This is a genomic window from Pseudalkalibacillus sp. R45, from assembly GCF_052246725.1.
GTDB lineage: Bacteria > Bacillota > Bacilli > Bacillales > Fictibacillaceae > Pseudalkalibacillus.
This window is the reverse complement of record NZ_JBQQCL010000002.1, coordinates 156,013-168,118: the sequence shown is the minus strand read 5'-3', so window position 1 is coordinate 168,118 and position 12,106 is coordinate 156,013. Positions and strand designations below refer to the sequence as shown.

17 protein-coding genes are annotated in these 12,106 nt (G+C 38.4%); 6 read left to right on the top strand and 11 right to left on the bottom strand.

Translation table 11 applies throughout. The annotated features are described in order from the left end of the window. Positions 1-605: 605 nt before the first annotated feature. Complete coding sequence (locus ACTWQL_RS06625; protein ID WP_221564876.1) at positions 606-701, top strand: YjcZ family sporulation protein; 96 nt, start codon at positions 606-608, stop codon at positions 699-701. A 227-nt stretch (positions 702-928) separates the two neighbouring features. After that, complete coding sequence (locus ACTWQL_RS06620; protein WP_261134056.1) at positions 929-1,150, top strand: spore germination protein; 222 nt, start codon at positions 929-931, stop codon at positions 1,148-1,150. A gap of 42 nt (positions 1,151-1,192) precedes the next feature. Here ACTWQL_RS06620 and ACTWQL_RS06615 read toward each other — a convergent pair whose 3' ends face one another. The 6 genes from ACTWQL_RS06615 to ACTWQL_RS06590 form a co-directional block, all read right to left on the bottom strand. Further along, entirely contained in the window at positions 1,193-1,621 is a 429-nt protein-coding gene (locus ACTWQL_RS06615) for an Hsp20/alpha crystallin family protein (RefSeq protein WP_443141665.1), read from the bottom strand. Positions 1,622-1,650: 29 nt separating this feature from the next. Beyond that, entirely contained in the window at positions 1,651-1,875 is a 225-nt protein-coding gene (locus tag ACTWQL_RS06610) for a spore germination protein GerPB (RefSeq protein ID WP_443141664.1), read from the bottom strand. A 10-nt stretch (positions 1,876-1,885) separates the two neighbouring features. Further along, complete coding sequence (locus ACTWQL_RS06605; RefSeq protein ID WP_443141663.1) at positions 1,886-2,257, bottom strand: spore germination protein GerPE; 372 nt, start codon at positions 2,255-2,257, stop codon at positions 1,886-1,888. Position 2,258: 1 nt separating this feature from the next. Beyond that, positions 2,259-2,441 carry a spore gernimation protein GerPD gene (locus ACTWQL_RS06600; protein WP_443141662.1) on the bottom strand — a complete coding sequence of 61 codons (183 nt, stop codon included), beginning with the start codon at positions 2,439-2,441 and terminating at the stop codon, positions 2,259-2,261. Positions 2,442-2,453: 12 nt separating this feature from the next. Next, positions 2,454-3,071 (bottom strand): spore germination protein GerPC, encoded by a 618-nt coding sequence (gerPC, locus tag ACTWQL_RS06595; protein WP_443141661.1) that lies wholly within the window; start codon positions 3,069-3,071, stop codon positions 2,454-2,456. Between the two features lie 75 nt (positions 3,072-3,146). Further along, entirely contained in the window at positions 3,147-3,371 is a 225-nt protein-coding gene (locus tag ACTWQL_RS06590) for a spore germination protein (protein ID WP_443141660.1), read from the bottom strand. A gap of 141 nt (positions 3,372-3,512) precedes the next feature. Between ACTWQL_RS06590 and ACTWQL_RS06585 the strand changes: the two genes are divergently transcribed. Next, complete coding sequence (locus ACTWQL_RS06585; protein WP_261134049.1) at positions 3,513-3,737, top strand: spore germination protein; 225 nt, start codon at positions 3,513-3,515, stop codon at positions 3,735-3,737. A gap of 21 nt (positions 3,738-3,758) precedes the next feature. Here ACTWQL_RS06585 and ACTWQL_RS06580 read toward each other — a convergent pair whose 3' ends face one another. After that, complete coding sequence (locus ACTWQL_RS06580) at positions 3,759-3,989, bottom strand: hypothetical protein (RefSeq protein WP_443141659.1); 231 nt, start codon at positions 3,987-3,989, stop codon at positions 3,759-3,761. Between the two features lie 209 nt (positions 3,990-4,198). Here ACTWQL_RS06580 and ACTWQL_RS06575 point away from each other — a divergent pair, with 209 nt between their 5' ends. Continuing rightward, a complete protein-coding gene (locus tag ACTWQL_RS06575) occupies positions 4,199-4,666 on the top strand; it encodes an Hsp20/alpha crystallin family protein (protein WP_443141658.1) in 468 nt (155 codons plus the stop codon). A gap of 65 nt (positions 4,667-4,731) precedes the next feature. On the opposite strand, the gene ACTWQL_RS06570 is transcribed toward ACTWQL_RS06575, so the two are convergent. From ACTWQL_RS06570 to ACTWQL_RS06555, 4 genes are all read right to left on the bottom strand, one after another. Further along, positions 4,732-5,301, bottom strand: coding sequence for a hypothetical protein (locus ACTWQL_RS06570; protein WP_443141657.1), 570 nt, complete (start codon positions 5,299-5,301; stop codon positions 4,732-4,734). A gap of 237 nt (positions 5,302-5,538) precedes the next feature. Then, positions 5,539-6,942, bottom strand: coding sequence for a S8 family peptidase (locus ACTWQL_RS06565; RefSeq protein ID WP_443141656.1), 1,404 nt, complete (start codon positions 6,940-6,942; stop codon positions 5,539-5,541). Positions 6,943-7,363: 421 nt separating this feature from the next. Further along, positions 7,364-7,642, bottom strand: a complete 279-nt coding sequence (locus ACTWQL_RS06560; protein ID WP_443141655.1) for a hypothetical protein — start codon at positions 7,640-7,642, stop codon at positions 7,364-7,366. Positions 7,643-8,470: 828 nt separating this feature from the next. Continuing rightward, on the bottom strand, positions 8,471-10,090 hold the full coding sequence (locus ACTWQL_RS06555) for an ABC-F family ATP-binding cassette domain-containing protein (RefSeq protein WP_443141654.1): 1,620 nt from the start codon (positions 10,088-10,090) through the stop codon (positions 8,471-8,473). A gap of 287 nt (positions 10,091-10,377) precedes the next feature. Here ACTWQL_RS06555 and ACTWQL_RS06550 point away from each other — a divergent pair, with 287 nt between their 5' ends. Together ACTWQL_RS06550 and ACTWQL_RS06545 are read left to right on the top strand one after the other, a co-directional pair. After that, the gene (locus ACTWQL_RS06550) at positions 10,378-11,070 is read left to right on the top strand and encodes a SatD family protein (RefSeq protein WP_443141653.1); all 693 of its coding nucleotides are present in this window, start codon (positions 10,378-10,380) and stop codon (positions 11,068-11,070) included. A gap of 4 nt (positions 11,071-11,074) precedes the next feature. Further along, positions 11,075-11,968 (top strand): DUF3307 domain-containing protein, encoded by an 894-nt coding sequence (locus tag ACTWQL_RS06545; protein WP_443141652.1) that lies wholly within the window; start codon positions 11,075-11,077, stop codon positions 11,966-11,968. Positions 11,969-12,106: the final 138 nt, after the last annotated feature.

Sequence of the window (12,106 nt, the reverse complement as noted above, 5' to 3'; positions counted from 1 at the left end):
CGAAAGTTTGAAATAGGACCGATCAAACTGTGTATAAAGATGCATTTATAAAAACGAAACAGTATAATTATAACATACTTAAATTTTCAAAAAAAGATGAAATTTCAACTATATGAACCATCGCCAAAGCTTCGTATGTACTCTACCTTCGGATTCCATCTCAATTAAACGAGCCACAGGGAGTTTATTAGATTTTTGGGGAAGGTGGACGATGCTTATAGATGCCTCCGCGTAAAGGAACTGAATTTGCAGGGGAGGAGAATGAAGAGTAGCAGAGCCTACTGAATCGTCCTTGTAATTTATATTGGCGCAGGACGTACTTGTACAGGATGTACTGACTTCGACGTTCACCATAGACACGAATATGATTTCATTTTTGTGTTGAGATCCTGTGCAAGTGAGGAGGCATGCGGTTCGCCCGCGGAAAGGGAGCGAATTTCGTAGAAATCAACAATATAAACGAACAGAATTAATAAAAAAACACAAAAACTTCTCAAAAATATCGCCACTTGTCCCTATCAAAACCTGTACTTCTACATAGTATGTAGTGAAAAGAACATTCTCTTATGGAGAATCGTTTCTTTTAATGACCTGAAGGAAGGAGGATGTCTTTCATGGGTTACGGCTATGGAGCAGGTTTTGCTTTGATCGTAGTTTTGTTTATTCTCCTTATCATTGTGGGAGTAGCTTTTGTAAGCTAATTTGACGAAACCGATCATTAAAAGGTAAGCAAAGGAGTTGTCGGACTCCTTTTGCTGCCTGAAATATCATAGTACATGTTTGTCATTTTAATAAAGGGTTTGACCATATTAAAGTCAGGCCGCTCCAACACGTTGCGAAGTATACATCTTGAAAGATGGCGTGCAGGAGTCTGCCTGGACTATGAAGGTCAGCCCTTTTCACGTATAAAGGGTAAAGGAGAGTAGATATGCCAACTATCATCATTGCACCGATCAAAATTTCCACTGTAAGCGGTGGAACTGTTAATTTTGGGGACTTGTTTTTTAACACACCTGTATCAACTAGTAAAAGTGCTGGTGGGTCTGGGGGAGGGAACACTGGTGATTTCTTGACAGAAAACAATCTATTCAGCGTTTCCATTACAATAGATCCCGATGTTGCTGATAGTAATAATGTCGGAAATGCTTAAATTTAAAATAGGGTTGGCTCGAATTCTTGTGTCAGCCCATATTTAATCTGCATGATACTTTATATCAACCTTCTTTCGTGGCCGATCATCCGTAAGTAACCGATATAACTGGATATACAAGACACCTTTCTGATAATATGCATCAATTGGATCTTCCCTTACGGAGTAAGGCAAAGGGACTTCACGTTCAAATCGTCCTTGAAAGATTTCATCCTGTTTAATCGACATACCATGTATGTGTAATGAAGTATTGCCGATCAATTTGATTGAACTTTTGTATACATATACTTCAACATCATTTACATTTTCTAGACCTGGGAGCGAAATCAAACATAATAGTTCATTTTCTGATTCATATACATTCACTTGTGGACCGGAGCTTTTGTTTTCGTGATGATTGGGGAAGAAACTTTGATTGATATATTTATCAGCCATCTGTTTCCAATCCATCATTTTTGACCATGAATCCATAAAATCTCCTCACAATTTCAAGTTGATCATTATTCTGGTGCAAGAGGCACCAATGGACCTGCGAACGGCATTTCAACAACACCACCGTATGGTTGTTTCAATAGTGGTGCTGGACCGGTGAAACCTCCAGTATTAGCTGCATATGAAATAGGTTTGATTACACCACTGGTGCCGATCTGGAGAACGGAAGAGTTTGATAACCCTTCGATTCGCAACGTCTGGATCGTAATTGTTTGATTTACATACACATTCATCTTCATCCTCCTATTCATAAGGATCGACAGTGAATTGGCGAATGTGCTTGACACGGGAATCACTGGATACAAAATCCGTGTTACCTATTCGAACGACAGAGGATGCAGCAACCCCGATGATATTGATTGAATTAACATGAATTGCGGGTGCTTCATTGACTGTATTCACAGGAATACAGTCATAGCTAAGAGGTGGAAGTGGAGCAGAAAACATCGGATACATGTCAAATGTGTGCTCATCTTCATCATAAATTGATTCCTGCCTCTGGACAGCAAGGGCAAGGGAGGTTGGCGTCAATATTTTCGTATCACCTACTTGAATGACTGAAGAGGTAACTACTGAAATAATATCCAAATATTGTACAACAGATGTTCGATCCATTTTAGAATTCCTTTGACAAAGGCACTAGAGGGGTCCCGATAATCAACGATTCTGGAGGAGTATCAAACATCGATTGACAAGTGATCATTTCGCTGTCACCAACCAACAGCATTGATGAAGTAGAAATTCCACTGACCTGTATATCTCCAACAGACAACTCACGATTGATGACGTTTAGTTCCATTCTTATTCCTCCCTACGATTTTTTCCGTTCATTATTCATATAAATTTCAATTCCCCTCACGATGTCCTTTTTTATTTGTTCCATCAGTCGATCAACCTCTTTATTAGGATTTCGTTGGATATTTTCTGGATCTAAGGACATTACATAATGCGGAAGTCGAATCCCCATCTGTTTTTTGATATCCTCAACAACCAATTTCACCTGTGATTCTTGGAGTTTTATTCCTGCACGTTTTTCTACTTTCTGAATGTCGGAATAAATATCCTTATTTAAATAATGGGCTACTCCTTGATCAATCCAATTATACATTTCATCTGTGAATGGCTTTTGAGTCTCAGGCTCATTTTGTTTATTCACTTGAACCTTTTTTCCGTTCACACCTAGGTCTTCTATATTTTCGAGACCATTACCGCCAGGGGAGAGCCCAATATTCAATGTGCCTTCCAATGTTTCAATTTTAAGCTGATCAAACTTGTATTCAATCGATGTTTGGGGGGATTCTTTCAATTGTGCGATTTCGTTTTGAAGTCCTGAAACGATGGACTCAATTGAATCAGTCCTTGCATGTAATTGTCTAATTGTTTCTTCGAGCTGTTGAATCCGTTGTTCCAGGTAATAATTATTGCTCAAGTCCATCACCCCCTCTTAACTAACCTATGCAAGTTCAAGAGGAATTTAACACATGGTTCGAACAAAAAGAGGGATTTAACCTGTATTTCCAATATTACTGTTATCAATGATATCTGGGTCGACTGTATGGGTGATACTGTATCCATTATTCACTTGTAGATTATCTCCGGTATTGAAGGAGCCTGCCCCGGCAAATGTTTTTGATGTACTGCGAGGCCCGATATGGTAGACATCCCCGATATTGAAGACAGCTGACCCTGACACCTCGTTGATTTTTATTGCTCCAACCATCGCAGGCATAATGAACATCCTTTTCAGGGAGTATTTATATATCAACATATGCGGATACCCATTCCATTGTTAATTAGTTCCACAATCTTCTCATTTGCATACGATACATTAGAAAAGTGCCCATATTAGAAAAAAAGAGGAGTGTTTCACGTGCCATCTGTCATTTTAGCTCCGATCAAAATCAGTACTGTTGCAACGAATGCTACCGTAAACTTTGGTGATACCTTATATATATCGCCAAAGTCGACCTCGAAAGGTGCTAGTGGAAGTGGAGGAGCGAATACTGGTGATTTCATGCTCGTAAATAATTTCTGGAACCTTACGAATACCATCGATCCGGATATTAACGATTCAAATAACCTTGCGAATCTCTAGATAAGGGAAGAGGCATGCAGATTACCTTCGAAAAATGGTGTGACAATTAAAATGAAAGGCTCTTTTTCTAAAAGATTGTTGCTTATGAGTCATTTTTAAAAAATCACCTTGTGCAAGTAAATTGAAGAGCAAGGTGCGAGACTCCTCGAAAATGAAAATCGCATTTTCTTCGTGCGATGTAACGCTTCCGAAGCTTTCCTTGTCCTGCGGGATCAGCGTGCCTACTACCTGAATAATCTCCTCGCAAGGCATGTGACGAGGAAGCTCGCTTCGACAGGACTTTCTTGTAGACGCAGGAGCACAAATGCTTCCTTGAAAAGGAGAGTCCTGAGATCGCAAGGCGACGAGTTGGCTCACCGCACGCCCCGCGGAAAGCGAGCATCCTGGAGCGGAAATCAACGACTTTCAAGAGCAACAAAGTTTGCGAAAACAGCCAAATGAAAAGGGAAGAGGAGAGAGAAATGGATTTTTGGAAAAATCAATTGAAGCATATTTTTGATGACCAGCGAATGGATAATTTCTTGAAGTCCATTGATCAGCATTTGCAAGAATCGATGAAGGAATTCGATAAGCATTTGAACCATTTTCAATCGAATTACTTTTTCGACGTGGACACATCTGAAACAGATCGTGAAATCATTATCCGTGCTAACCTGCCACTTGAAGAGAATGATCGTGTCAATTTGGAAGTGATCAATCATCAATTGCGGCTTTTGATACAAAAATTCGAAGTAGAACAACTCCAAAATGATAAAGGTGAAATTTTGAGGAAAGAGAACTATTCTAAACGTATCGAACGCTATTTGCCAATCCCCCCTAACGTGTCACCGGAAGATATCAAAGCATCTATGGCTGGAAATCAACTTACTGTCGTGCTCCCAAAAACGTCTGATACACGATCGAAAATCATCGATATCGAACCAGAATAAAAAGAAAAGTGATTTGATACAAGTGGGTATGACTCCCCTTTATCAAGTCACTTTTTTTGTTGATTTCATTTTCCATGTTCAATGGGTGGAGGTGGTACCTTCTCTGTATGACTAACGGTTCCGGGGAAAATAAGATTGAAAATAGCCCCAGCATATAAAAGAATAATTGTGCACACCAAGAAGAAGCGTAAGTTAGCAGGGTATCTTTTTCCAGACTTTTTATATAAATAGGTGACATTGACTGACAACACAATCACCATAATTAACAATAGGACTTCCATCATCATATCCCAATCATATGACGGTAGCATCGCCCCAAGCATCACTCCCATCATACCACCCATAATGCCAGCCATCAGACCTTCGATTACGGCAAGGATATGTATCGGTGCACTTAATGTGATACCTGCAAGACTTCCGATCGCCATTGCGATGAAAGTCGGTAAAGCGATCTCATCGCTTAAGAAGTACATCAAGTATAATCCTGAAATCAATCCAATTACCATTCCGGAAGACATCGCTATACTTTTCGCTTCCATCATTGTAATCTGGTTTCGATTTTCAATCATGAGCAATAAGGTATAGATGAATAAATTGAAAGATAATATCGATACGAGTACGAGCACAAATATCATTGCATATCCCCTCAAATAAATTGTCCTAATTCACATGATATGATCACATCTAAGAAATCATGTTACATCAAGCAATTTAAAAGAAGAGTTTGGCTTTATGACATCCCTGAGGGAAAAATTAAAATAGGCATTCCTTTTGAAAAAGGAGTCAATTTCGCAAAAAACATCTATAAGGTGTATAACAAATAAGAAATAAAAAAGGAAACCGATGATAGGTTTCCTTCTACTTGCATTTCTTCATTTTCCATTTAAGTTGAACCATTCACCAAATTTACCGAATGGTTTTTTCTTTTGATTATTCGAATCGAGTGCAGCAGCAACATTAATAACCCCATTTCCGGTGTATTCATCTTTCCCGGGTCTCCCTACATCATCTGTTGAATCTTTAATAAGCTGGATCACTTCACTGTTTTTAAGTTCCGGCTGCGAAGAGCGTATTAATCCTGCCAGGGCTGCAACATGTGGCGTAGCCATCGATGTACCCGAAAGAGAGGCATACTGGTTGTTAATATACGTACTGGCGATATCTACTCCAGGTGCTGCAACATCGATATAGTCACCATAATTTGAAAAATCAGCTCGTTCCAAATTTGTGTTGACTGCCGCCACTCCAAGTACATTATCAAACGCAGCGGGATAACTGATTTGATTTGTATTATCATTACCCGAAGCTGCAACGATAATGACGTCTTTTTCATAAGCATAATCGATTGCTTCTTTTAATGCTTTTGATTCTTTATAATTACCAAGACTGAGATTTATGACATCAGCTCCGTGATCAGTAGCCCATCGTACACCCTGGGCGACATCAAAGGAGGTACCATAGCCATCTGCGTTCATCGTTTTGATCGGCATGATTTTGTTGTACCAGGTCATTCCTGCAACGCCGAGACCATTATTTGTTTGAGAGGCGATGATACCTGCGACATGCGTACCGTGACCATTATCATCATTCGGATAAGGAGTATCCTTCAATATGTTATGACCTTCGACGAGTCTTTGGGCTAAATCCGGGTGTTTCATATCAATACCCGTATCAATGATCGCGATGACCACATCCTCATTTCCGCGTGTGACTTCCCAACCCTTTTCAGTCCGGATCGCAGGGAGGTTCCATTGGTACTGTTGATAAAACTCATCATCTGTAACAATCTCATTTTGTAAATAGATATAATTGGGTTCAGCGTATTCAATATCTTCTCTTGAATTGAAGTAACTGAGTAATTGAGGAGTAGTCAATGATTTAGATTTGAATATATACGTTGAATCCAATTGTTTTGCCACTTCACCATCAATATCATTATAGATGAGTTTTATTTTTTCTGGACTTGGTTTCTCCTTAAACTTAACTGTAGCCTGGCGTTCTTGATAATGACTTTTCACTTTCGTTTTATGCTGGATAACGCCTATAGAAGAGTCGGTATCCAGTTTTCGAACAAGATTTTGTCCATACTTGATTGAATTCAATCGCACAAGATCTTTAGACTGGTTTGTACGTAAATCACCGGGAATAATCCTTTTTTGAGTAAGATTTTGTTGAAGCCGAGGAGCTTCCACATCATTAGCAGGATAAAAGAAATAGACAGCAAAAATCGCCACTAACGAAACAAATGCCACTGTAACCACTTTAAATCTCAACACATAACACCTCCGAATCACACTTCAGTATTTATGTTGTGTAATTGGGAGTGAAATTATTTAGCTCAGAAAAGAGTGTGCCCACAAAAAAATCCCCCTAACGAATAGGGGGAAACGTAGATATCAACTCAACATGTGACTGACCAGACCTAACGTAGAACCTGCTAGAATACCAATAAAAAACAGGCGTAAGCGGAACAACCGGGACCCTCCAAACATATTGGATTTCAAATGGCTTTAGAAACAGAATTGTATTTTATTGCTATTTCTTTTGCCATAAATTTTAAACCCCTTCAAATACTTGGTAAATGACGGGTTGCTTATCAGGTCCAGCTCTAAGTGATAAGTTCTGCTTATTTATCCGATTTTGTATTTGAATCGTGACCAGCTGCCATTCAATTTTGTTTGGGATAATTGGGGCTATTTATTCAACAGAAACATTGTTACAGCCTTTACAATAGACTGAATCCATTTTTATATTCCGGTCTTTAAAAAATTCTTTAACCCGATCAGTAGATAACAACCTTTCCACAATGAACCGATATTGTTCCGGGTTCTTGCGCAATTCTTGGTCGTACGTGTGCAAATTCCAATGATTGTTGTCCACGGACCATTTCATAATCATCGTAAACAATCTTCCTTCATATACAAATGCAAATCTTACTTCGTCCTTGTGGAACGAACGGATGATCAATGATTCCATGGAAACTACCTACTTTCTTAAGAAATTCAATTATCTTGAAGGTATGTGAATGGACGGTGGGCAATAGTTGAGAGTAATGATGTGAAGGGATGACAAGTTACCCTAATGTAACACCTTCTAACGAATTTATAACGACCGGACGAAATAGAGTTAGTTTTCATTATATAGAAGAATTCATTAGAAATAAATATTTCTATCTTAAAATTAATACAAATGTAAATAATCACATCATTCTACCTATTTAAATAGGGGGATGGAAGCCTAATATCTTCGATTGTAGTTGGTATGGATAGTTTATCTCTATGAGGTTGGTGGTAGTGGTAATTAAACAACCTATTTGCGGGAGGATCAAAAAAGAATGGATGAAGAGTATAAAGAATGTATCGAAGAATGCTTATCATGCCTCGTAACGTGTAATCATTGTTTTGATTCTTGTTTGAAAATCGAAGACCCTAAGTTGAATGAGTGTCTTCGTCTCACGCGTGAATGTGCCGAAATTTGTGAGTATACAGCGGTTGCAATGAGTAAGAGCAGTCCATTCATTGATCAATATTGCCATCTATGCGTAGATGTTTGTATGGCTTGTATAAAGGAATGTGAAAAACATGAGCTCAGACATTGTCGGTTGTGTGCAGAAGAATGCAGGAAGTGTGTAGAAACTTGTCATGCGTTCCTTAATTAATTGAAAAAAGACGACCTAGTTGATGTATAAAATTTGGATCAACCTGAGGCCGGAAATAGCTTTGAATACACCCAAGGAAAGGGAGTGAATTTCGCAGAAATCCATTATGAACTAAAAAAGCTATCCTTTACGGATAGCTTTTTTAATCAAGAATACATTGTATCGAGTTGTTTTTGGATATCTTTATTTTCCAGATATTCATCATAGGACATCTGCTTATCCATAACCCCGTTGTCTGTCAATTCGATGATACGATTTGCGATCGTTTGAACGAATTGGTGGTCATGTGAAGCGAAGATCATAGAACCTTTGAATTTAATCAATCCATTGTTCAAGGCTGTGATGGATTCTAAATCCAGATGATTGGTCGGTTCATCCAGCAACAGTACATTTGCATTGCTCAGCATCATCTTCGATAGCATACAACGAACTTTTTCTCCTCCAGAAAGGACGCTCGCTTTTTTCATAACTTCCTCACCAGAAAAGAGCATACGGCCAAGGAATCCTCTTAAGAATGTATCGCTATCATCCTCTGGAGAGTATTGACGGAGCCAATCGACAAGGTTCAAGTCACAGCCATCAAAGTATTCCGAATTGTCCTTCGGGAAATATGCTTGAGAAGTTGTCACTCCCCATTTGAAGGTTCCACTATCTGGTTCCATTTCACCCATCAAGATTTTCATCAAGGTCGTCTTCGCGATTTCATTCTTTCCTACTAAGGCGATTTTATCGTCTTTATTCATGATGAAGCTTACATTATCAAGCACTTTCTCTCCGTTGACTGTTTTAGAAAGTCCTTCTACACGCAGCAGGTCATTACCGATTTCCCTTGCTGGTGTGAATCCGACGAACGGGTAACGACGGGAAGAAGGTTTGATGTCGTCTAATGAGATTTTCTCCAGCAATTTTTTACGGGAGGTAGCCTGTTTCGATTTAGACGCATTAGCACTGAATCTTGCAATGAAGTTTTGTAGCTCTTTGATCTTCTCTTCTTTTTTCTTATTCTGTTCTTGTGCCATCTTTTGAGCTAGTTGACTTGACTCATACCAAAAATCATAGTTTCCTACGTAAATTTGGATTTTACCGAAATCCAGGTCAGCGATATGTGTACAAACCTTATTCAAAAAATGACGGTCATGGGAAACGACTATCACCGTATTTTCAAAATTGATCAGAAATTCTTCTAACCAGTGAGTGGCTTGTATATCCAGACCGTTTGTCGGCTCGTCAAGTAGAAGGACATCTGGATTGCCGAATAAAGCTTGTGCAAGCAATACTTTGACCTTTTGTCCACCTGTCAGATCCGCCAACTTCTTGGTGTGAAGTTCTTCTTCAATACCTAACCCTTTTAAGAGGACTGCTGCATTCGACTCTGCTTCCCAGCCATCTAATTCAGCGAACTCACCTTCAAGTTCAGCTGCTTTAATTCCGTCTTCTTCGGAAAAGTCCGGTTTAGCGTAGATCGCATCTTTTTCCTGCATGATTTCATAAAGGCGCTCATGCCCCATGATGACGGTGCTTAGTACTTCATATTCTTCATATTCAAAATGGTTCTGTTTCAACACTGCCATACGTTGACCAGGAGGGAGATGGACGTCTCCTTTTTGAGGTTCGACCTCACCTGATAAAATCTTCAAAAACGTAGATTTACCAGCACCGTTTGCACCAATCAGTCCATAACAGTTACCTGGAGTGAACTTTATATTGACATCTTCAAAAAGCTTGCGATCTGCAAAACGCAAACCTACATTTGTAACAGTAATCATTCTTAACATTCCTCCATAATTCAGCTACTAAGAGATTATATCATTTTCTAGACTACAGGGCGAGGTAAGAGGCAGAAACATCTGTACTGGTATGATTCAAAGTCACTCTATTTCAGATTAAAAAGGTTCATTAGCAACAAATTTTTGAAAACAGTTAAATCCAATTACCCATTTGAAAAATAGCTTTATTCTGTTATAGTTGTTAATAAAATATCAACACGATAAAAATTGATGATTTTGTATCAACTGTTATTGTGAGATGCTATTATTTGTGAGGTGGTTTAATAATGTCATGTGTATGTATCGCTTGTGATGTAAAACACTCAAGACAATTGGATAAAGAACAGCTTCAAAAAGCTTTATTGAAATGTGCTGAACACTTGAATGAAGTATGGAAAGAGGAGTTGTTAGTACCGTTTGACGTTCGAAATGGAGATGAGCTGCTCGGTGTCCAGAAGAGTTATTCGGCTGGGTATCTAGCTATAGAAGAAATCAGCACAAGATTGGCAGCCGATGGGATATATGTGTATGTCGGAATTGGTTTAGGTGAGCTGGATACAACTAATTCTACCATTCATACGATGAATGGATCAGCGGTTCTTAATGCACTAGATGCACGTGATCAGTTTTTAAAAGACAATCACGCTGAGGCAAAGTATTGGCATTTTAATGAAGAAAACAGCTCATTCTTTTTCTATTCTAAAGATTACCCATACCAATCTTTAAATGCTTTGATTTTTTCCATCTATGAAAAGATCATCAATCGCAGTGATAAACAGAAAGAAGTCATCAAACTAGTTGAAAAGAACAAGAACGCCACTTATGAAGAAATCGGCAGAGAGATAGGATATAAGTCCCCGAAATCTACTGTTTCATATCTATTATCCAGATCGGACTATCACACAGTCAATAGAATGAAGTCTAGTTTGATTGAACTTTTAGATTTTCTACAAGAGCCCTATAGGAAGGAGGCAAAATAATCATATGTTTCAGCTACTCCTACTATTTATCTTAGCCCATTTCATTGCGGATTTTTTACTTCAGAAAAATTCTATGATCCAACTGAAAAAAATACAATTGCATAAAGGCTTATTTAGACATATTTCCACACATTTCATCGTGACGGTGTTCGCAGGATTAATCTATATCATTGTAGTTGGAGGACTTACAGAGGTATCATTATATAAAATTATTATAAGCATCGTTTTCATTCTGATCACACACTATTTCGTTGATTGGACGAAAGAGTCAATCAAAAAGAAAAACGACAATGTGATCTTAAATTCAACGTTATTTTTAATCGATCAACTCATCCATGTACTATCAATCATCGTGATTTTGAATATGACAGGCTTGATTTCTTACTCTGCAAATGACATTACATCTGGAATCTTACAGTTTTTATTTGAAGGAATGGAAACGGATCATTTTTCGAAGTTTCTCTTCATTAGTATCCTCTTCATCCTGGTGACATGGGGTTCAGGTTATTTCCTTGGGATATTATTGAGGGATCTAGGTCCCAATCCTACACTATCAAAAGATAAATATAGTATTTCAGACGAAAAGACAGAAATAAAGACCTCTTATAATGAAAAAGGGGAAGAAGTAAACGAAGTAACTAGAATAAGAACCGAGCAGTTCTTTAAGGATTCCCCTAAAAATGTGGGAAGGTACATCGGAATGGTTGAACGTGTATTGATCATCATCTTCATCGTCCAAGGAATTCCGCATGGTATGACATTCCTGATCGCAGTAAAATCATTGACTAGATTCAAGCAATTTGAGAACAAGGCATTCTCAGAATATTATTTAATTGGGAGTCTGCTTAGTGCTCTTATAGCAATGGTAATGGGGTATCTGGTCATACGGATACTATAATCGGAACACAGGCACTTGGATGTTTTTTGTCCAAGTGTTTTTTATTTCTAGACCTTTTTTAGTGTATTGTTTATTTGAAAGGCTGTTTTCGCAAACGTTGTTGGTCTTGCACTTAAAGAAAGTATAATATACTTTCTT